A 21,407-nucleotide genomic window follows, 5' to 3' on the forward strand; every position below is an offset into this window, starting at 1 on the left:
AGGCAGGCAGAGTCGCATGCGACCGGGCCGGAGCAGGGAGAGATGTCGATGAAGCAGGCAGATATTGCAGCGATCACAGCAGCGGTTGCCCTTGTCGCAGGTACGGCTGGCCCTGTCGTGGCCAAGCCCGCAACGCTCGTCGCCACGCTAAGCGGTGCGACTGAAACAGCAGGCGGCGATCCGGATGGCGTTGGCGGCTTCAAGGCCGATGTCGACGACGAGACCGGCGACTTCTGCTTCACCCTCTGGGCTGACAAGACCGCCAAGCCGACCATGGCCCACGTCCACGAAGGCACCGCCGGCAACGACGGCAAACCCGTCGCCACGATCGAGGTTACCGGCAAGGACAGCGACGATTGCATCGCGATGGAACCCGAACTCCTCAAGAAGATCATCGCTGCACCGGGAGCCTACTACGTCAACATCCACACCGCCGATTTCCCCAAGGGCGCGGTGCGGGGGCAACTTGAGGTGAAGTGAGGGTCTGGAGTCTGCGACTATGATCCTCCCTGATTTTCCGAAGGACGATCGGGAAGGGGGCGTCCCGGATTTGATCCGGGATGTTGGAGAGGCTTCGTACCCCTCCGTCATTCGCTTACGCGAATGCCACCTCCCCGTTTGTGCTCTGCCAAATCAGGGAGGATCTTTGCTTTCAAAGCTCGCTCTCGTAGGATTGGGTGCCGATTCTCTCGAATATCTCCACTTGTTCTGTGCTCAATCTCGTTAACAGAATTTCTTGACTGGAAGGATCTTGTTTAATCATCCAATTCATGAAGGATATGGACTTCTGTAAGAGGATATCTGTGTCGGAAAAGTAGGCAGCTATATTCATCCATCTGTAAAACTTAGTTCCTAGTATTTCACTATTTTTAATGCATCTGGTTAGATCTGATGCATTTTTGGGAAGCTTTTTCACGTAATCTGCTATGGCGCGAACGGATATTTCTAAGTCATCGGGAGATGCAACAGGTTCGAATGCAGGATTATCCGATGTGTCCGGCAAATTCATGTAGTGCAGGGCAAGTGGTAGACTGTTGTCAATTAGCCGCTCTGACCTGGAAAGGCCGCCGCGCCATTTTGCTTCAAACGCCGCGCAATAGATTCCGAATGCGCCACCATATCTTGAAGTGCCGCTCCATCTGGGGAACTGGGGCATATAGCAGCCGGAAAACTCCTCCAGACGTCCGTGAACGTAAAGATTTCTGCTCCCCTCAATGCGTTTGAACCCTCCTGCCGCAAGACCGGCCATGAGGTCGCTTTTTCTCATCGCATCAAGTCCTCACTACGCAATGCAGATCCATCGTCGTTATTGTTACTGCTCTGCGGTAGTGGGATACGAATGCCAACATCTTTGGTGGCAGAAAAGTATGGAGACAGTCTCCTATCATCCGCGCACATCACTCGCGCTTCTTCGAACCCCAAACAGCAAATGGGGGCCAGCATTGCTGCCGGCCCCCACTCTACGTCCGCTCTGGCTTGTTTCGTCGCGTCTTGCTTCGGCCTTTCCGCGCTGGTCCGTCATTGCTGACGTCCATGCGCCTTGTGGCTTTGCTCGGCGGAGCGCGCTTTGCGCGTGGCGTGCGTCTGGTTGGATGCCGTCCGGGGCGCGTAGCCCCTGGGCTGCTGCCGATCCGTGCTTTCGCACAAGGTCGCGCCGCTATCCGTCCTTTCGCCGTCCCGCGCCGGTCGAGTGCCAGGCACTCCTCCGTCGCTCCGGTTTTCCGCGACTGTCCCGGCGCTCTTGCGAGCGGGCCGGAAAAAGCCGTCCGTGGGCGTTTCCCCTTTGTCTGGTGGCTCGCTCCCGACCGGGCTTTAACCTAGTCGGACGAACGCCGCCGTTCGCCGGGGTGAAATGCTGTCCGTCATCCTTGTCTTCGCCGCATCGCGCTGGATGGAGACCGAAGTCTGCCCGCGCGCTGCACCGTGGAAAACGATGCCGTTCCGCATTCCAAGTCCGATCACGAAGGCCGCAGTTTTGCACATCCGCAAGCGGCCCGAAGGCACCTGCCGGTTGGTTACGCTGCAAACTATCCGTGGTCGTGTCGTTTTGCGCTTAGTCCTTTGAATTCAGAGGTTTAGGCCCTGAATTCCGAGGCTTCCGCGCTCTCGACACACAAAAGCTGCGCCTGTAGCCCGAGTCGCGCAAGCAAAAAGTGCGGGAGTTATCCACAGCCCCCGCACCTTCTGGTGGATAGTTTTTTGCAGCGCCGAAGCGCACTGCGCTAACCGTTGAAATCAGCGGCCTTGTTGAGCAAGCAGGCGCAACCGGAGCGCATTGAGCTTGATGAAGCCCGCCGCATCCTTCTGGTCATAGGCGCCCGCATCGTCCTCGAACGTCACGTGGCGTTCGGAATAGAGGCTGTCAGGCGACTTGCGGCCGACGACAGAGGCGCTGCCCTTGTAGAGCTTGAGCCGCACGGTGCCGTTCACGCGGGCCTGCGAATGGTCGATCGCCGCCTGCAGCATCTCGCGCTCAGGGGCGAACCAGAAGCCGTTGTAGATGAGCTCCGCATACTTCGGCATCAGCTCGTCCTTGAGATGCGCCGCGCCGCGATCGAGCGTGATGCTCTCGATGCCGCGATGCGCGCGGGCATAGATCTCGCCGCCCGGCGTCTCGTACATGCCGCGGCTCTTCATGCCGACGAAGCGGTTTTCGACCAGGTCCAGCCGGCCGATGCCATGCTTGCGGCCCAGATCGTTGAGCGCAGCCAGCAGCGTGGCGGGCGACATCGCCTGACCGTTGAGGGCAACGCCATCGCCCTTTTCGAAGTCGATCGTGATGTATTCCGGCTGGTCAGGCGCGTCCTCGGGATTGACCGTGCGCGAATAGACGTAGTCCGGGGTCTCTTCCCAAGGATCTTCCAGCACCTTGCCCTCAGACGAGGTGTGGAGGAGGTTGGCGTCGGTCGAGAACGGGCTCTCGCCGCGCTTGTCCTTGGGCACCGGGATCTGGTGCGCTTCGGCCCACGCGATCAGCGCGGTGCGGCTGGTCAGGTCCCATTCGCGCCACGGTGCGATGACCTTGATGCCGGGTTCGAGCGCATAGGCCGAGAGCTCGAAGCGGACCTGATCGTTGCCCTTGCCGGTCGCGCCGTGGGCGACAGCGTCTGCTCCGGTCTCGCGGGCGATCTCGATCAGACGCTTGGAGATCAGCGGGCGGGCAATCGACGTGCCGAGCAGGTAATCGCCTTCGTAACGGGCATTGGCGCGCATCATTGGGAAGACGAAATCGCGCACGAATTCCTCGCGCAGATCGTCGATATAGATGTGGTGATCGGGCACGCCCATCAGCTTGGCCTTGGCGCGCGCAGGCTCCAGTTCCTCGCCCTGGCCGAGGTCGGCGGTGAAAGTCACGACCTCGCAGCCGTATGTGACTTGCAGCCACTTGAGGATGACGGAGGTGTCGAGGCCGCCGGAATAAGCGAGGACGACCTTCTTGATATCGGACATGGGCGGAGCGACTCCCCTTAGAAACACGCGCCGCGCGCCTAACAGGCGGGGGGCAGGGGTGCAAGGTTTGCCGGGATGTGTCCGACCCGCAGTCAGGGGCCGAAGTCGGGAAGCGGCTTGTCCTTGTAGTAGCTGGCGAGCTTCTGGAGGTTCTCGTGGTGCGCCTCGCGATAGGCCCACCACAGACTGACGGTGCCCTGCTTGAGTTCGTCCGAGAGGAAGCTTTCGATTGGCTGCGTCGTGAAATCCTTGTCATGGGCGTGTTCCGTCATCGCACGGATGTAGTGCCGGGTCATGTCGATCAGCGCGGTGGTGTAGCCACCCCTGGCAATGATCGCCGGGTCGCCGTGGTTGGGCAGGATGCCGGTCGGGCCCCAAGCCTTCATCGCGCCGAGATTGCGGTACTGGTCTGCCAGACTCTCCGGTTCGGCAATGAAGGTGAGGGTGTCCTCCAGCGTATCGCCTGCCAGCAGCAGCTTGTCCTGTGGCAGCCACGCCACGAGACCATCGGCGGAGTGGATGTTCACCGGCCGCAGTTCCACCGTGTAGCGGCCCACGCTGACGCTGGTAGGTTCGCTGATGCCGACTTCAGGCACCTTGAACGGTGTGATCGCGGGCGGGCCTTGCAGGGTGCCGTCCTCGATCTTCGGCTTGTGCGTGATCAACTGCGCGCGCGTCTTCTCCGTCGCGATCACTGTGCTGTCGGCATAGACCGCGTTGCCGCCGACATGGTCGAGATGCCAGTGGCTGTTGGCGACGATGAAGTGCGTAACCCCGCGCCTCGTCAGATAATCGCGCACTACCTGCGCCTGCGCGACGCTGGGGTAGGTGTCATAGACAAGAGCCTCGGCGCCATCGACAATGGCGTAAGTGGCCACGCCGACGAAGTTCGCGCCATGATCCGCCCATGTGGCTTTTGCCATGTCCACACTGCTTTCTGCGGGGCGACCATCGTAGAAGGCGATGACGTGGTCGTTGATCGGCATGACGCGGATGTCCGGCGCAGCCTGGGCCTGCCCGCCAAGGCTAGGCATAGCCACGCCTGCAACCACCATCATCACCTTGCGCAAGTTCATGACTTTCCCCTCGACTGCCACGAGGTTGCTAGGGCGACCGCGCCGCCGCGGATATAAGCCGAACGGCGCACGCCGAGCTGTCGCTGCCTCACAGAATGCCCAGCTAGCCAGTTCCGCAAGGAAATGATTTGCCGGTGGCTCAAGGCGGCGGCGAACCGCCATGGACAAGGGAGCAGTAAGTGGACGTTCGCGCACAACTCGTTGGCGATGCCAGACGCATGCTGGAGCGCCTCGCTACTGGAACGATCACGCCCGCTGCCGGCAGCTTCTCCTGCCCATCCTCGATCTATACCGACCCCGACCTGTTCGAGCAGGAAAAGCAGCGCCTCTTTCGCCGGGCTCCGCTGATGCTCGCGGCCAGTTGCGAACTGCGTAACCCGGGCGATTACAAGTCGATGGACGTTGCCGGAGTCCCGATCCTCCTGTCACGCGGGACCGATGGGGTGGTGCGAACTTTCCTGAACGCCTGCACCCACCGCGGTGCAAGGCTTGTCCGCGATTGCGGGAACGCCAAGCGACTGGTCTGTCCTTACCACGCGTGGAGCTTCCGCCTTGACGGTTCGCTGCTTGCCGTCGCTTCCCGCGAAAAGTTTGGCGATGTCGATTCCGACGCCAGCCAGCTTGTTTCCTTCCCGACGACCGAGCGAGCCGGGCTCATATGGGCAGTGCTGGAGCCCGGCGCCCCAGCCGATTTCGACGCGTTCCTCGGTGGATACGACCAGCTTCTGGCTGGCTTCGGTTTCGAGAGCTGGCATCACTTCGAAACCCGCAGGCTAGACGGAGCGAACTGGAAGCTCGCCTTCGATGCCCATCTCGAGTTCTATCACCTGCCGGTCCTGCACAAGGCAACGTTCGGCCCGGGGATGAGCAATCTTGCCGAGTACTTCCAGTACGGCCCACACCAGCGCCTTGGGCTGGTCACCAGCACAGATCACGTGCTCGAACAGGACGATGTCGCAAGCCTTGCCTCCTTGCCCGAAAGCGAATGGCCGATGAACGCGTTGCTGTTCGGCGAATGGATCATCTTCCCGAACGTGTCGATCAACTGCTTCTACAAGGGTGGGCGTGGCGTGATCATCTCGCAGGTATTCCCTGGAGAGCGCGTCGGGGAATCCGTGACCGTGCAGATGTTCCTGCATGAGAACCCGCCTGCTGACGAGCTGCGCGTCGATGCGCGAGCGATGTCCGATTTCCTCGGTCATGTCGTGGGGCAGGAGGACCTGCCAATGTCTCGCGACCAGCAGGCAGTGTTGTCGTCAGGCCTGCTGCCAAGGGTGCAGTTCGGTCGCAACGAAGGCGGCGTGCAGCAATTCCACGACTGGATCGACCGCTTCGTGGAGGCTCCCGATGGGGCGAGCCTCGCCGCGATCGTCCAGTCGCGCTAGAAAATCACATATGCCGATAGATCGCCCGCTCATGGCTGAAGCACTTGAAGCCGAAGACGCCGTGGTAGCTGCCCATGCCGCTGGTGTTCACGCCGCCGAAGGGCAGGTTGTTTTCCAGATAGTGCGAGAACACGCCATTCACCGTCACGCCGCCTGACGACGTACGCGCCAGCACTTTCTCGACGTTCGCCTCGTCCTTGCTGTAGACATAGAGTGCCAGCGGCTTGTCGCGGGCTTCGATGTAGCCGATTGCCTGATCGAGCGTGTCGTAAGTCATCACCGGGATCACCGGCGCGAATATCTCGTCCTGAAGGATGGTCATCTGCGGCGTAACGTCGGTCAGCATGGTCGGGTGGATGGTAAGGTCGTCCGCCTCGAATGTGCCGCCCACGGCCACCGTCGCGCCCTTGGCCACGGCATCATCGAACATCGCCTTCACGCGATCGAAGTTCGCCTTGTTGACGACTTGCGCGATGCCGTCCTTTTTCAGCGCGCCGCTCTCGTTGTAGAGGTTCTTCTCGACGTTTGCACGGAAGCCATCGACCAGCGCCGCCTTCTTGTCCTCCTTAACGAAGACATAGTCGGGGCTGATGCAGGCCTGTCCGCCGTTGAACTGCTTGGCGGCAGCAAGCTGCGCGGCGATCTGGTCGATGTCGGCGCTGTCGTCGACGATCACGGGCGACTTGCCGCCCAGTTCCAGCGTCACCGTAGTGAGGTGTTTGGCGGCCGCCGCCATCACGATCTTGCCGACGCGCGGGGAGCCGGTGAAGAAGATGTGGTGGAACGGCAGATCGAGCAGCGCGGTCGCCACCGAAACGTCACCTTCGAACAGCGCCACGTCCTTCTCGTCGAAGGCTTCCTTGATGATCACCGAGGCAATCCTGGCGGTGGCCGGGCACAGGTCGGTCAGCTTGACAATGCAGGTGTTGCCCGCAGCGATTGCCGCGGCGACAGGGCCGAGCGCAAGGCCGAGCGGGAAATTCCATGGCCCGAGGATCAGGCACACGCCCCGCGCTTCATAGCGGATCTCGGCGCGGTCAGCCGGGTTCATCGAAGTCTGAACTTCCACCGGCTTCATCCACTCATCGAGATTGTCGATGTTGCGCTGGATGTTGGCAGTGACGTTCATGACCTCGGTCACGCGAATTTCACCCACCGGCTTGCGCGTGTCTTCCAGCACGGCGGCGACGATGTCGTCAGCATGGGCCTCGACAGCGGTCTTCAGGCGGGTGAGCTTCTCCTTGCGCACCTCGGCGCTTGAGGCCTTGGCTTCCCACATGTGCGCCTGCTGGAGTGCGAAGATGCGGGCGATGTCGGCGGAAAGATCGGCTGCGGTAGGAGCGGTCATGGCACGGGTATCCTGCGTAAGCTGTTTCGTTAGCTTCACTAACAAATGGCCCGAGCCGTGGCAATGTGCCTGTAGTGACGCTGGCTCGGTGAGCTTGTGCCGTTTCACCAGATGATCATGCGTTTGTGGCGGTCAAAGCTGCCAGTCGGCGGCGAGCCAGATACGGTCGGCGTTACTTCCAAAGGTGCTCGCATCATAGCGTGCATAGCGTGCCGAAACCGACCATTTGCCCAGACCGACTATGCCGATGAGATCCAACTCATGTCCGTAAACCCGGTCCGCGCGGTCGCTGGTGAAACGGTGGGCTGTCGCTGAAAGAGTGACGGTCTTGATCGCGCCATGACGTTTCCAGGTGGAGCCAAGCGTCGCATAGAGATCGTGCAGGCCATCAGACGGTGTGATCGCGAACTTGTTGGCAAGGCCCTGAAATTTGATCAGCGCACCCGCGGGCGTCTGAAAGCTGGTGAAGGGGCGTCCGTCGTCGGCCCCCAGCTTCTCGAATCCGCCAGTGACTGAGAGTGCGCTGTGCCGCAACGTCGCCTCGCCCAGCAGGTACTGCGCGGTATAGCGGTTGGGATTGCGATGATGGTTGTTTTGGGTCGCCCAGCTTGCCGCGAAGGAGAGTGCGGTGTCGTTCGAGAATGCATGGCTGCCCGAAAGACGCAATCCGCTGCTGCGGCTGGACAGGCGGTAGCCCTGTACCGCTGCTTCGTCCTGATCGACGGAGAAGTGGAACGCGCTCACCAGCCCGAGCGGGCTCGCATAACTGACGATCGCGAACACATTGTCCCCGCTCACTGCGGTCTGGCGAGCCCCCCGGCCGTTGAAGCCGAAAACCGTCCGCTGGCTCCACGCGAAAGTCATGTCCGCGCTGAGCCCTGCTGCAAGCGTTGCCTGCATGCGCACTGCGTCGAATGTTTGCTCGTTCTGACGGAAAGCGCCCGATCCGACGAAGCGCTGGTCAAGGAGTTCGATCTTCTGGCGCCCGGCGGTAAGCGATCCGCCGCGCCAGTCATAGCGGACCTGAGCGCGGTTCAGTTCGATGTTCTCGGGATCAGCCACGATCGGATAGCCGGGGCGGGCATGCAGACCGTCAAAGTAGCGGTTGACTGGAGCGAGCGTGCCTTCGGCTTCGGCAATGACCGAAACCGGGCCGCTGCGCGCTTCGATACCGCTGCGAAGCCGGAGTGTGACGGCGTCGGATGTCCTCGGAGACGCCGCATCCTCGGCCCGTTCATAGCGCAGCCGGGCGTTGGCCAGCGGCTTCAGTTCGATTGATTGCGCCAAAGCAGGTGAGGCGAGTGCGAGCAAGGCGACGGGCGACAGAACGTGGCGCAAGACGACCCCCAAAAGCGCGAAGGTCCGTTGCTCAAGACCTTCCGTCTATTCGCCACAGACGGTCTTCCGGTCAAGTCTGCTCAAGCTCGGCTCATTCCGCGGCCTTGCGCTCCAGATGCCACTCCGGCGCATCATCAAGCGCCGCAAGCCGCGCCCATTCCTGCTGCATGTAGTCGCGCGTCATCGGCAGGGCGCTGCGGCGCTTCACGCTTTGGATGTGGAAGTTGACCATGCCGCCGTGGCGGAAGCTCTGTTCGGCTCCGGCAAGGTAGAACTGCCACATGCGGAACAACCGCTCGTCGTAAAGCGCGACGATCTCGTCACGGTGAATCGTGGCGCGGCGGTACCATTCGGCCAGCGTATAGGCGTAATGGTAGCGCAGCACCTCGATATCACCGACTTCCCAGCCGGTTTTTTCCAGTGCCGAGACCAGTTCACTCATTGCCGGGATGTAGCCCCCGGGGAAAATATACTTCCGCGTCCACTTGTCGGTTGTGCCGGGAGCACCCTTGCGACCGATGGTGTGCGTCAGCATGATCCCGTCGGGATCGAGCAGTTCGTTGGTCTTGGCAAAATACTCGCCGAAGTTGGGCGCGCCGACGTGCTCGATCATGCCGACGCTGGTGATGCGGTCGAACTGGCCCTGGACGTCGCGATAGTCGATGAGCTGGAACTTGACCTTGTCGGCCACGCCAGCGGCCTCGGCCCGCTCCTGCGCGAACTTGATCTGGTCTGGCGCAAGGCTCACGCCCAGCACTTCGCAGCCGAAATGCCGGTTAAGATAGAGCGCAAGGCCGCCCCAGCCGCAGCCGATATCCAGCACGCGCATGCCTTCGGCGCGGCCCGGTTCAAGACGTAGCTTCGAGGCGATCAGCGCTTTCTTGTCGACCTGCGCGCGCTCCAGCGTGTTTGCCGGATCGCGGAAGTAGGCCATGGTGTATTGCCGGTCCTCGTCAAGGAACAGTTCGTAGAACTGACGCGTCAGGTCGTAGTGGTGGACGACGTTCTTGGAGGCCTGCGCGCGCTGGTTGATCTGGTCGATGCGCGAGACGACCTTGCCTAGCGCCTTGCGGATCGGTCCCTTGCGGTCGATCCCGCCGGCACTGCTGGCATTGCCCATCACGAACAGCACGAAATCGCGTACGTCGTGGGGCGGCTCGATCACCATGCGCCCGTCCATATAGGCCTCGCCCGCGCCGACGCGCGGGTCCTTGGCCACATGCATCGCCGCGCCCTTGTCGGTGAAGCGGATTTTCAGCGGCGGGGCAGACGGCTCGCCATAGGCGTACTCCTTGCCGTCGTGATCAATAACGATGAGCTTACCCTTGCGGATCAGCCTCTTGAGCATCTGGTCTAGCAGCCACATGGGCACAAGGTATGCAAAGCGGAACCTGTCGCAAGGATTAATTGGGGCAAGTCCATGTGACATTGTCACTTTCAAACCGGTTTTCCACGTGCGATGGTTACGGGCCAAACTCAATCAGGGCACGTTCGAGGCGTCCAGATGGCGAAGGTATCGGGTGAAGCGGCCCGCTGCGAAGGCTGGTTGCCTTTGCAAGGGCCGGTTTGCCCGAGATCGAAGCCATTTGGACGCCCCGAAGGGGTTCGACCAGAATGGCCCATCGCCGCGTCGGCAGGACTTGCAATATCGACATATTCCTGCGCCCTGCCTCCTTGCGCTGAGCCATTCTGCCTCGAACCTCGAACGTGCCCTGATTGAGTTTGGACCCTAATGCAATTGCAATTGTAACTATTCAGGACAGGGTGCCATGGTCCGATTCCGTCTCGCCGCCTCCGTTGCGCTGGTGGCGCTTGGCTTCCATTCTACGCAGGCCCTTGCCGATGAAGGCATGTGGACCTTTGACGCTTTCCCGACGGCACGGATGCAAAAGGACTATGGCTGGGCCCCGGATGCGAAGTGGCTGGCACGGGTTCAGGCGGCGGCGGTGCGTTTGACCGGCGGCTGCTCGGCCAGCTTCGTCTCGCCAGAGGGGCTGATCCTCACCAACCACCACTGCGTCGTCGAATGCGCGCAGGACAATTCGACCGAAAAGCGCGATCTCCTCAAGGACGGGTTCGTGCCCGCAAGACGGGAAGAGGAGCTGAAGTGCCCGGGACAGCAGGCTGAAGTCGTGACGGCGATCAGCGATGTGACCGCGCGAGTAAAGGCCGCGCTCGGTTCGGCGACCGGCGAGGCGCTGGTGAAGGCGCGCGATGCGGAGGTCGCCCGCATCGAGAAGGACGGCTGCAGGTATGCGAAAACGCAGCGTTGCGAGGTGGTTACGCTGTTCGGGGGTGGGCAGTACAAGCTCTATACCTACCGCAAGTACTCGGACGTCCGCCTGGCCTGGGCACCGCAATTTCAGGCCGCATTCTTCGGCGGCGACCCGGATAACTTCAACTACCCGCGCTACGCGCTCGATGCCGCATTCCTGCGCGCGTATGAGAACGGCAAGCCAATTCCAACTCCCACCCATCTCTCATGGAACTCTCGGGGGCCGAAGGTAGGCGAAGCGACTTTCGTGGTGGGCAACCCGGGAGCAACGCAGCGGCTTTTCACCACCGATCAGATCGCCTTTCAGCGCGAGGTCGGACTGCCCCTGACCACCACAATTCTATCCGAGCTGCGCGGCCGCCTGATCTCGGCGATGGAAGAGAGCCCGCAGCAGAAGCGGGAGGGCGCTGATGAGCTGTTCGGGATCGAGAACAGCCTAAAGGTCTATATCGGCCGGCAGAAGGCCTTGAATGATCCTGCTTTTCTCAAGATGCTTGAGGATGCCGAGGCGGATCTCAAGGCGAAGACTCTCGGCAAGCCGGGGCTTGGCGATCCGTGGGCGGATACGGCCAAGGCGGTGCAGGCCTATCGCGACATCTACTTCCCCTGGCGATTTATCGTTCTACGCTCGACACTTATGGAACAGGCGCTGATGCTAGTGCAGGGCGCAGCGGAGCGCGAGAAGCCGAACGCCGACCGCTTGCCCGATTTTCGCGACAGCAACCTTGAGCTGACCGCAAAGACCTTGCTCGATGAAGCGCCGGTCTATCCGTGGATGGAGCAGCTCGAATTTGCGTGGAGCCTGTCGAAGGCGCGGGAGTATCTGGGGCCCGATGATGCGGATACGAGGCTGCTGCTTGGCAAGGAATCGCCCGAAGCGCTGGCCGAGCGGCTGGTTGGCGGAACCACTTTGGCCGATCCCGCTGTGCGCAAGGCATTGTGGGAGGGCGGGGCGAAGGCCATCGAGGCTTCGACCGATCCGATGATCGTCTATGCCCGCAAGATCGACGGGCGCGAACGGGAGCTGAAGAAGCTGGTGGACGAGCGTTACGCCGGGCCGCTGGCGCAGGCCGGGGCGCGGCTCGCCGATGCGCGGTTCATGGCCTTTGGCGAGAACGTCTATCCCGATGCGACGTTCACCCTGCGCATCAGCTACGGCAAGGTGCATGGTTGGAAGGAACGCGGGCAGGACGTGGCGCCAGTGACGACCATCGGTGGCGCGTTCGAGCGCGCGACCGGATCAGAGCCGTTCAATCTGGCAAGCGCATTTTCCGCCAACGAAGCGAAGATCGACAAGACGATCCTGTTCGACTTCGTGACCACCAACGACATCATTGGCGGCAATTCCGGATCACCCGTCATCGACCGCGATGGCAGCGTGATCGGCGCTGCATTTGACGGCAACATCCATTCGATTGGCGGAAACTATGGCTACCAAGGCGGTGTGAACCGCACCGTCGTAGTCAGCACGGCTGCCGTGCAACACGCGCTGGAAGTGATCTATCCCGCTCCGGCGCTCGTCAGGGAACTGACCCGCAAATGAAAAAGGGCGGAGCCAACGCGGCTCCGCCCCCCAATTTCATTTGGCTGGACCCGATCAGCGACAGCGGCCGCCGCTGCGCTCGATCTCGCGGCCAAGCAGGGCACCGCCCGCAGCGCCGAGAATGGTTCCAAGCGCACGGTCTCCCCGCGTGTCGATCGCGCGGCCAAGCAGCGCGCCACCGGCCGCGCCGATGATCAGGCCGGTCGTGCCGTTGCTGCGCTTGCAGTAGTAGCGCCCGTCGCGACCGCGCCAGACCTGATCGCGGCTGGTGATGCGGCGCGGTTCGATATAGCGACCGCGGCTGTCGTAAACACGATCGTGCTTGGCGCGGTACCCATGTGCGGGCGCCCAATGCGGCGGATCAGCCAGCACCGGGGCTGCGGGAAGGGCAACAGCAGCCAGCGTGGCGGCGAGAATGGCTTTCTTCATGGGATACTCCCTGAATTTGCATGCGATTGCGCAGGTCCGAACGGGACTTGGCGTGACAACGGACAGTTTTGCGCGGCGATCCCCAACGTCAGATGAACAAGCCGACAACATGCAAGATTCGCGATGAGTGGAAGAGTGTTCGCGGCGAAATGCCGGGAACCGGCGCCAACAATCCATTTTCCTACACGAACCAATATGGTTATGTACCTCGGTCGATTGTTCCGCAAAGCAATGGAGTCATCGATGCCCAATCCCGAGATAACCTTCCCGTCACGCTATACCACGGTCAACGCTGTTGCTTATGCCAAGCCCGATGGTTCGGCCGAACTCGTCGCGCTCGACAAGCCCTTGCCGGTGACGAGTGGCGCCCTGGCATTTTCGCTGGCAGATGGCTCGCAGCAGTCGGTCAGCGCGACAGCTCCGCTTCCTGTGACGCCGAGCGCATTGCCTGCCAGCACTGCGCACATCGGCAACGTGTTCGTCGACGACGTGCCTGACGGTCTTGCCGTCCAGGGCTCGGCTGCATCCGCCACCACTGTCGTAGCCAGCTCGCTCGCCGGGTTTGGCGGCGGGACATTCCATGTGATCGCGGGGGGCAACGGTTGCACCGTCAGCTACGAGCAGTCGAACGATGGCGTGAACTGGGCGGTCCTGCCGGTGATCGCAGCCAACGGATCAACCAATTCGCCCTCCACGACTTCGACGGGTGGCGGCATCTTCGCTTTCGCCAGCAGCGCAGGCCAGGTCCGCGCGCGGGTCTCCACGTTTGGCAGTGGCTCTGTAACGATCGTGCTGGTTCTCAAGCGCCGTCCGCTCAACGTGATCGGCACCTCGCTTGCTGGCGGAAGTGCCACCATTGGCAACGTGAGCGTTACGGGAACGGTGAACACGACCGTCGGCTACACCGACAGTACCACTTCGCTGGCAGCGTCAGGCACTTTCACAGGCGCCGGTCGCGCCAGTGCGGCAACGCAGTACTGCTTTTTCAACGCAACGGCCTTTGCCGACGTGGCGGGCACGCTGTTCGTTGACCAGTCGCTCGATACCGGGGCGACCTATCAGCCGGTCGCTTCGGCCGCCGTGGCAGCGAACGGCGCGCAGCAATTGTCGGTGCGGCTGACCGGTGCGTTCGGCAGCGCCACGCTCTACCGCGTGCGCTACGTCAACGGGGCGGCGGCGCAGGGCGTTTTCCGTCTCTCGAGTGCCTTCGCCGCCCGTTGATGCGGGATCAATAGTTCCACTGCACCTGCGCGCGGATCAGGTCGCCCTTGGCTCGGCCGGTCCGCCGCTCGTCGGCTTCGTTGCGGGTGACGTTGGCATAGTTCAGCGTCACCTCCAGCTCTTTCAGCGGGAGCCATTCGACGCCGACTTCATACTCGTCGGTCTCAAGCCGCGGCGCGTTGGTCGAAGCCTTCCAGCCACCGCGATACTTCTGCCAGCGCGCGAAGGGGATGATCTGGCCGACCGGTGATTCCGGAATGCGGTACATCGCCATGACATAGCCGCCGGTGGCGCGCTTCGACTTGATCGAGGCGCTTGCAGCATCCCACTGCGGCCCGGTGCCGAAGGTCCATTCGGACTGGATGCCGAACGGGCGCGGATAGATCATGCCGTGGATGCTGACGTGGTTATCGTCGTAAGACAGCGTCGAGACACCGCCGGAACGGATCTCCGGACGGAACTGGTTGCGCATGGCGGTGAAGCCGAATTCCGCCACTTGCCCATCAAGGCCAAGCCCGTCGAGCCGGAACGGCATTGTCGCCATCGCAACTGTCATCACGCCGCCGGTGCGTTCAATGCGGTTGGTGCCCTGGCCGTTGAAAACACCGGCGGCGAATGCGCCGTAGTTGCCGAACAGCTTCTGGCCTTCGTGGTTCAGCTCGTCCCAGATTTTCTGCACCTTCGGCGGGGTGTAATAGAGCACCACGCCGATGTCGCGCTCACCCGGGACCGGAGCGTTGATCGCGTCGGTACGGTCGAGCGGAATGCGGTTGGACGAGCTTTGCAGGTTCTCCCAGCCGAACGGCACCTTCGACTGGCCAAGGCGGAGCTTGAGCGTCTTTTTCTTGTCGAGGAACACATCGGCATAGGCGTCGCGCATCTGGAAGAAGTTCTGGCGCGGTTCGGTGCCCGACTGGTTGTTGACCGCTGCGGAAAGATCTCCCTGCATGTAAAGCGAGACGCGGTTCGAAATGTCGCCCTGAACGACAAGGCGGGCACGGCGGATCGAGAAGTTGCCGGTATCGTTGATGCCGCTGTCCTGCACCGAACGCAGGCGCGAGATGCCCGCAGGGGCAGACTTGGGTCCGGAGACGACCTCGTTCACGCGCAGCTGGGTGTAGCCGCGGATCATGAGCTTTTCGTACCACGCCTTCTTCTTTTCGGCAGGCTTGGATTCGGGTGTGGCCGCGGCGAGAACGATGGGCTTTGCGGCAGGGGTTGCCGTTGCCGGGGTAGGTGACGCGGGCGAGGAAGGCGCTGCAGCAGAAGAAGGGGCCGCCGCTGCCATCTGCGGCGTGCCTTGCGCGGCCTGCATGGCCTTCACGATGGCCTTCAGCTCGTCAACCTGGCGCTGCAGGTCGGCGATTTTGGCATCCTGATCTTCCGCTGCTGACGCGATCTGCGGGACCGACAAGAAGACACTCGCCGCGAGTGCTGCCCTGAACGCCCTGTTGCCTACCACCTTATGCCTCCGTCGCAAATGTTGCTGGGGGGCTAGGTCGGGAAAATGACGGGTTTGTGACAGTGAAATGACGTAATTCAGAGGGATAGGGGCGCGTTATTTCGCGTAAATCTCTGTATCCCCGTCATAAATTCCTGATTTCGGCAGCTTGGGCCCATTGTCAAACAACCGTCTTTTTATTGTAATGAATTGTTGCTGGCGCAGATTCGGCGGTGGAGCCTCGGGCCATCGTGACTCGCAGAGCGAGGCCTGCTAACGGCCCTGCAGTGCGCACCGCACCGCTTTCATTTCAAAGACCGACATGACCGACCTCGCGCTTATCCGCAATTTCTCCATCATCGCCCATATCGACCATGGCAAGTCCACGCTGGCGGATCGCCTGATCCAGTACACCGGCGGCCTGACCGAACGTGAAATGTCCGAGCAGGTGCTCGACAACATGGACATCGAGAAGGAGCGCGGGATCACCATCAAGGCGCAGACCGTGCGTCTCGATTACACCGGCAAGGACGGCAAGACCTATCAGCTCAACCTGATGGACACGCCGGGCCACGTCGACTTCGCCTATGAAGTGAGCCGCAGCCTTGCCGCGTGCGAAGGCGCGCTGCTGGTCGTGGACGCGGCACAGGGCGTGGAAGCGCAGACGCTGGCCAACGTGTACCAGTCGATCGAGCACGACCACGAGATCGTTCCGGTTATCAACAAGATCGACCTGCCCGCCGCTGAGCCGGAAAAGGTCAAGGCCGAGATCGAGGACGTGATCGGGCTGGATGCCAGCAATGCGGTACTGACCAGCGCCAAGTCCGGCATCGGCATCGAGGAAGTGCTCGACGCCGTGGTCGAGCGCATTCCGCCGCCCAAGGGGGACCGCACCAAGCCGCTGAAGGCGATGCTGGTGGATTCGTGGTACGACCCATACCTCGGCGTCGTCATTCTGGTGCGCGTGATCGACGGGGTGATAAAGAAGGGCCTGCAGGTCAAGTTCATGGCCGGTGGCACCGAACACCTGATCGACCGCGTGGGCTGCATGCGCCCGAAGATCGAGACGCTGGACGAACTGGGGCCGGGCGAAATCGGCTTCATTACCGCACAGATCAAGGAAGTGGCGCAGGCGCGCGTAGGTGACACGATCACCACGGTGAAGCAGGGCGCAGTCGATGCGCTGCCGGGCTTCAAGGAAGTGCAGCCGGTGGTGTTCTGCGGCATCTTCCCGGTCGATGCTGCAGAGTTCGAGAAGCTGCGCGAGAGCATCGCAAAGCTGCGCCTCAACGACGCTTCGTTCAGCTTCGAGATGGAATCGAGCGCGGCGCTGGGCTTCGGTTTCCGTTGCGGATTCCTTGGATTGCTGCACCTGGAAATCATTCAGGAGCGCCTCAGCCGCGAGTACGATCTCGACCTGATTACCACTGCGCCTTCAGTGGTTTACCGCATCCAGTTGCGCGCCAGCCGCACTGACAGTGCGCGCGAGATTCTGCTGCACAATCCGGCCGACTATCCCGATCCCAGCCGCATCGAGCAGATCGACGAGCCGTGGATCAAGGGCACGATCTACACGCCCGACGAATACCTCGGTTCGGTGCTCAAGCTGTGTCAGGACCGGCGCGGCATCCAGACCGGGCTGACCTATGTTGGCGGGCGCGCGCAGGTGACCTACGAGCTGCCGCTCAACGAAGTGGTATTCGATTTCTATGACCGCCTGAAGTCGATCAGCCGTGGCTATGCCTCGTTCGATTACGAGCAGATCGGTCTGCGCGAGGGCGATCTCGTCAAGATGAGCATTCTCGTCAACAACGAGCCGGTCGATGCGCTTTCGATGATCGTGCACCGCAGCGCTGCCGAAGCGCGCGGGCGGCATATGTGCGAGCGGCTCAAAGACCTGATCCCGCGCCATCTGTTCAAGATTCCGATTCAGGCGGCCATCGGCGGCAAGGTCGTGGCGCGCGAGACGATTGCGGCGATGCGCAAGGACGTGACTGCCAAGTGCTATGGCGGCGACATCACCCGCAAGAAGAAGCTTCTGGAAAAGCAGAAGAAGGGCAAGGCCCGCATGCGCGAGTACGGCAATGTCTCGATCCCGCAGGAAGCCTTCATTGCGGCATTGCGGATGGGCGAGGAATAGGCCTCGGTCTCAAGTCTGGAATCAAAAGGCCCGCCGGATCGCTTCCGGCGGGCCTTTTCGTATCAGCGAGCGCCTTGCGGACCCTTGCGGTGCGGCTTGCCTTGCGGGCGGGCACCGGCGGGATGCGGGCGGCGAGGGCCGCGGCGTTCATCACCACCCGGGGCGAGATTGCGGGGACCGTTGTGGCGTGGGCCATCATTGGCACCCCGGCGATTATCGCGGGCAACCTCGCGCGGGCCATCGGGAGCGGCTTCGATGTGGATGCCGTTCTCGTCCTCGCCCTTGGGATCGGCGGTTCGGCGCACGGCTTCGGCAAAGCGCTCGGCAATGGCGCGCGGGACCTGAAACCAGGTTTCGTTGGGCGCGATGCGGATCGCGCCGATCTCCTGGCGCGAGACGTGGCCGCGGCGGCACAGCGTCGGCAGGATCCAGCGCGGGTCGGCGTTCTGGCGGCGGCCGACGTCCATGCGGAACCACACGACATCGTCGAAGCCGGGGCGATGCGCGGGCTGGGCGCGACCTGCATCGCTGCCCGAAAGCAGCTCTTCCGGCTGGGGCAGCGCGGCGCGGTGGGCGCGCACGAGCGCTGCCGCAAGCTCTTCAGGGCTGCGCTGTTCGAGCAGGGTGCGCGCGATCTCGAGATCGGCTTCGTCCGTCTCGACAGGTGCGAGGATCGTTTCGAGAAGGCGCTCGCGGTCCTGCGCGCGGATCGCTTCAGGCGTCGGTACATCGGCCCACTCGGCGTTGATGCGCGCACCGCGCAGCATCATCTCGACGCGGCGGCGGCGCGGGAACGGCACGATGAGCACGGCTGTGCCCTTCTTGCCGGCGCGACCGGTGCGGCCCGAGCGGTGCTGCAGGGTCTCGGCATCGCGCGGGATCTCGACATGGACGACGAGGCTGAGCGAGGGCAGGTCGATGCCGCGCGCGGCAACGTCGGTGGCAACGCAGACGCGGGCGCGGCGGTCACGCAGGGCCTGGAGCGCGTTGTTGCGTTCGGACTGGCTGTGCTCGCCGGACAGCGCGACGGCTGTGAACCCGCGTTCCAGCAGTGTGGCGTGGAGGCGGCGGACGTTGTCGCGCGTGGCGCAGAACAGCATCGCGGTCTCGGCTTCGTGGAAGCGTAGCAGGTTGACGACGGCGGCCTCGATCTCGGCGGGCGCTACGGCGACGGCGCGGTAGGCGATGTCGCCATGGCCGCGGTTCTCGCCCACGGTCGAGATGCGCAGGGCATTGCGCTGGTAGCGCTTGGCGAGCGCTTCGATCGGCTTTGGCATCGTGGCCGAGAACAGCAGCGTGCGGCGGTTTTCCGGCGTTGCGTCGAGCAGTTCCTCGAGGTCTTCGCGGAAGCCCATGTCGAGCATTTCGTCGGCTTCGTCGAGCACGACGCAGGCCAGTGCCGAAAGGTCGAGCGCGCCGCGCTCATGGTGATCGCGCAGGCGGCCCGGCGTGCCGACAACGATGTGCGCGCCGCCCTGCAGCATCCGACGCTCGCGCGAGGGGTCCATCCCGCCGACGCAGGTGGCAATGCGGGCGTGGGTGGGGGCATAGAGCCACTGCAGTTCACGGCTGACCTGCAGGGCCAGTTCGCGCGTGGGAGCGATGACCAGTGCGAGGGGCGCGGTTGCGAAAGGCAGGGCGCTTTCGTCGCGGATCAGTTCGTTTGCCATGGCGAGGCCGAACGCCACGGTCTTGCCCGAGCCGGTCTGCGCCGAGACGACAAGGTCGCGGCCATGGGCTTCGGGTTCGCTGACAGCGCTCTGGACCGGAGTCAGCGCGGTATAGCCATGCGCTTCGAGAGCCTGCGCAAGCTGGCTGGGGAGGTGTGCAAAAGTCATCGTCAAAATCGCCATTCCTGCCGCGTCTGCGGCATTCGCATCAGTGTTGGGCCAATATCGGCTGGGTGGCCGGGTCATTTCCCGGCACGAATCGCCTCAGCCCGTTCCCACACAGTGCACGGCGATACCTGTGCCGCGCCCCCTACACGGGTTTATCGGATTTGGCTTCTATTTCTTTTCAAGCCGAGACTTGATTAGGTACCCTAACATATGGGATGGTGCGGCAAGCCCGAAAAAGGGCATGGAGAGGCAACATGACCGAAGCCGCGCAGATTGAATCGCTCGAGGAATCCGCCCGCCGCGCCCCTGCACTGATCCGCTATCTGGGCGAGGGGGACTACGTGACCCGGCGCTACGTCTCGCAAGGCGCCGAGATGAACACCGGGGATTACCTCGACTACCCCTGCGACGTGCGTGACGGGATGCCGATGCGCGATCATTTCACGCTGGATACCCATGGCTTCATGCTGGGCAAGCACCGCTCCGCCATTGCCGACTTTCATGACAAACCGGCCGTCGATGCCGCCTATCTTGGTGAAGTCGAGGAGATTGTCACTCGTCTGTGCGGTGCGACCCGCACGGCTGCCCAAGGGTGGATGATCCGGACCTCTGCTGACCTTTCCGCGCGCGCTAAAGAAAAGGTCGAGGGTTATCAGCACTCAGGCGGCATTCAGCCTCCGGCGGGCGAGGCCCATGTCGACTATAACGAGATCACAGGCCGCCGCGCTGCCGCGCGCATCTATGCGGATCGCTTCCCCGATGGTCCGGGGTACAAGCGCTATATCTGCTTCTCGTTCTGGCGGACGTTCTCGCCGGGCCCGCAGGACTGGCCTTTGGCTGTGTGCGACGGGCGAACCGTGAGCGACGAGGAGACTGCCTCGAATACCTTGTTCGTGGTCGACGAGTTTCCGGTTGGTGATGCGCTGACCGCGCCGGTCGAGGGTGAGGACCAGATGATCGCCGCCACGATCTTCCGTCACCGCCCGCGCCATCGCTGGTGGTACTTCTCGAACATGCAGGCCGACGACGTTCTGCTGTTCAAGTTCCAGGACAGCGATCATTCGGTCACCTGGCGCTGCCCGCACACCGCTTTCCACGATACCAGCCTGCCTCATGCCAAGATCCGGGAGAGCATCGAAGTGCGCTGTATCGCGTACTTCGAATAGCTTTACGGACCTTCATGGACGGTTGACGCCCGCGCGATTTGGCGACAGGCAGGCGCGCATGATCGATCCCCGCCATTTCCGTAACGTGCTCGGCACCTGGCCGACCGGTGTTTGCGTCATCACCTCGGTCGAGGAAGACGGGACACGGCACGGGCTAGTGGTTGGCTCGTTCAGTTCGATCTCTCTGGATCCGCCGCTGGTCGGCTTTTTTCCGGACAAGCGCTCGAGCACTTGGCCGAAAATTGCGGCTACCGGTCGTTTTTGCGTCAACGTTCTGGGCTCTGATCAGCTGGACCTGTGCAAGCGTTTTGCCGCGCGCGCCGACGACAAGTTTGCCGAGCTGGCGCACGATCACACGCCATCGGGCATGCCATTGCTCGAAGATGCCATCGCCTGGATCGACTGCAGCGTCGAGCGCGTGGAAGACATTGGCGACCACTTCCTTGTGGTCGGCGCAGTGGAAGCGCTTGACCGGCGGGAAGAGGGCACGCCGCTGCTGTTCTTCCGTGGCCAGTATCACGACGTGACTCATCTGCCGAACCACTGAGCAGACGCGAACAATACTAAAAATTGTTGGTGTTTTTGACTTCCGTCAACGCGGGGCCGCGCCCTCTCGCCTAGACCGGACTTCGACGAAGCGGGGAGGCGGTCTCCTACCAGCCACCGCCCCGCTCCGGCGATTTCTCCCCAACTCGGGCGGTCCGGCACTCCGGCCCGCCCCATTTTTTTGGCAGGTGGAAACGGCATCATCGCCAAT

16 protein-coding genes are annotated in these 21,407 nt (G+C 62.4%); 7 read left to right on the forward strand and 9 right to left on the reverse strand.

Annotation, left to right across the window (positions count from 1 at the left end):
• Positions 1 to 48 precede the first annotated feature (48 nt).
• Positions 49 to 480 (forward strand): CHRD domain-containing protein, encoded by a 432-nt coding sequence (locus tag ACZ1JX_RS03400; RefSeq protein ID WP_465125386.1) that lies wholly within the window; start codon positions 49 to 51, stop codon positions 478 to 480.
• 172 nt (positions 481 to 652) lie between these two features.
• Here the strand turns inward: ACZ1JX_RS03400 and ACZ1JX_RS03405 are convergent, their stop codons facing one another.
• The 3 genes from ACZ1JX_RS03405 to ACZ1JX_RS03415 form a co-directional block, all read right to left on the reverse strand.
• The gene (locus ACZ1JX_RS03405; protein WP_465125387.1) at positions 653 to 1,267 is read right to left on the reverse strand and encodes a hypothetical protein; all 615 of its coding nucleotides are present in this window, start codon (positions 1,265 to 1,267) and stop codon (positions 653 to 655) included.
• A 968-nt stretch (positions 1,268 to 2,235) separates the two neighbouring features.
• Complete coding sequence (locus ACZ1JX_RS03410; RefSeq protein WP_465125388.1) at positions 2,236 to 3,450, reverse strand: argininosuccinate synthase; 1,215 nt, start codon at positions 3,448 to 3,450, stop codon at positions 2,236 to 2,238.
• Between the two features lie 92 nt (positions 3,451 to 3,542).
• The gene (locus ACZ1JX_RS03415; protein ID WP_465125389.1) at positions 3,543 to 4,526 is read right to left on the reverse strand and encodes an MBL fold metallo-hydrolase; all 984 of its coding nucleotides are present in this window, start codon (positions 4,524 to 4,526) and stop codon (positions 3,543 to 3,545) included.
• Between the two features lie 179 nt (positions 4,527 to 4,705).
• Between ACZ1JX_RS03415 and ACZ1JX_RS03420 the strand changes: the two genes are divergently transcribed.
• A complete protein-coding gene (locus ACZ1JX_RS03420; RefSeq protein ID WP_465125390.1) occupies positions 4,706 to 5,911 on the forward strand; it encodes an aromatic ring-hydroxylating oxygenase subunit alpha in 1,206 nt (401 codons plus the stop codon).
• A gap of 4 nt (positions 5,912 to 5,915) precedes the next feature.
• Here ACZ1JX_RS03420 and ACZ1JX_RS03425 read toward each other — a convergent pair whose 3' ends face one another.
• From ACZ1JX_RS03425 to ACZ1JX_RS03435, 3 genes are all read right to left on the reverse strand, one after another.
• Positions 5,916 to 7,259, reverse strand: coding sequence for an aldehyde dehydrogenase family protein (locus ACZ1JX_RS03425; RefSeq protein ID WP_465125391.1), 1,344 nt, complete (start codon positions 7,257 to 7,259; stop codon positions 5,916 to 5,918).
• A gap of 132 nt (positions 7,260 to 7,391) precedes the next feature.
• Entirely contained in the window at positions 7,392 to 8,597 is a 1,206-nt protein-coding gene (locus tag ACZ1JX_RS03430) for a hypothetical protein (protein ID WP_465125392.1), read from the reverse strand.
• 91 nt (positions 8,598 to 8,688) lie between these two features.
• Positions 8,689 to 9,963 carry a class I SAM-dependent methyltransferase gene (locus ACZ1JX_RS03435; protein WP_465125393.1) on the reverse strand — a complete coding sequence of 425 codons (1,275 nt, stop codon included), beginning with the start codon at positions 9,961 to 9,963 and terminating at the stop codon, positions 8,689 to 8,691.
• Positions 9,964 to 10,366: 403 nt separating this feature from the next.
• Between ACZ1JX_RS03435 and ACZ1JX_RS03440 the strand changes: the two genes are divergently transcribed.
• Positions 10,367 to 12,415: a S46 family peptidase gene (locus ACZ1JX_RS03440; RefSeq protein WP_465125394.1), complete on the forward strand. Its 2,049-nt coding sequence runs from the start codon at positions 10,367 to 10,369 to the stop codon at positions 12,413 to 12,415.
• A gap of 54 nt (positions 12,416 to 12,469) precedes the next feature.
• Here the strand turns inward: ACZ1JX_RS03440 and ACZ1JX_RS03445 are convergent, their stop codons facing one another.
• The gene (locus ACZ1JX_RS03445; RefSeq protein ID WP_465125395.1) at positions 12,470 to 12,844 is read right to left on the reverse strand and encodes a glycine zipper 2TM domain-containing protein; all 375 of its coding nucleotides are present in this window, start codon (positions 12,842 to 12,844) and stop codon (positions 12,470 to 12,472) included.
• A gap of 231 nt (positions 12,845 to 13,075) precedes the next feature.
• Here ACZ1JX_RS03445 and ACZ1JX_RS03450 point away from each other — a divergent pair, with 231 nt between their 5' ends.
• Positions 13,076 to 14,065: a hypothetical protein gene (locus tag ACZ1JX_RS03450; protein WP_465125396.1), complete on the forward strand. Its 990-nt coding sequence runs from the start codon at positions 13,076 to 13,078 to the stop codon at positions 14,063 to 14,065.
• 7 nt (positions 14,066 to 14,072) lie between these two features.
• Here ACZ1JX_RS03450 and ACZ1JX_RS03455 read toward each other — a convergent pair whose 3' ends face one another.
• Entirely contained in the window at positions 14,073 to 15,527 is a 1,455-nt protein-coding gene (locus tag ACZ1JX_RS03455) for a porin (RefSeq protein WP_465125397.1), read from the reverse strand.
• Between the two features lie 301 nt (positions 15,528 to 15,828).
• Between ACZ1JX_RS03455 and lepA the strand changes: the two genes are divergently transcribed.
• The gene (lepA, locus tag ACZ1JX_RS03460; protein WP_465125398.1) at positions 15,829 to 17,646 is read left to right on the forward strand and encodes a translation elongation factor 4; all 1,818 of its coding nucleotides are present in this window, start codon (positions 15,829 to 15,831) and stop codon (positions 17,644 to 17,646) included.
• 62 nt (positions 17,647 to 17,708) lie between these two features.
• Here lepA and ACZ1JX_RS03465 read toward each other — a convergent pair whose 3' ends face one another.
• Positions 17,709 to 19,484, reverse strand: coding sequence for a DEAD/DEAH box helicase (locus ACZ1JX_RS03465; protein ID WP_465125399.1), 1,776 nt, complete (start codon positions 19,482 to 19,484; stop codon positions 17,709 to 17,711).
• Positions 19,485 to 19,738: 254 nt separating this feature from the next.
• Here ACZ1JX_RS03465 and ACZ1JX_RS03470 point away from each other — a divergent pair, with 254 nt between their 5' ends.
• Positions 19,739 to 20,650 (forward strand): CmcJ/NvfI family oxidoreductase, encoded by a 912-nt coding sequence (locus ACZ1JX_RS03470; protein ID WP_465125400.1) that lies wholly within the window; start codon positions 19,739 to 19,741, stop codon positions 20,648 to 20,650.
• A 58-nt stretch (positions 20,651 to 20,708) separates the two neighbouring features.
• On the forward strand, positions 20,709 to 21,197 hold the full coding sequence (locus tag ACZ1JX_RS03475) for a flavin reductase family protein (protein ID WP_465125401.1): 489 nt from the start codon (positions 20,709 to 20,711) through the stop codon (positions 21,195 to 21,197).
• Positions 21,198 to 21,407: the final 210 nt, after the last annotated feature.

The sequence above is a fragment of the Novosphingobium sp. BL-A-41-Hi4A-0G genome, assembly GCF_055521735.1.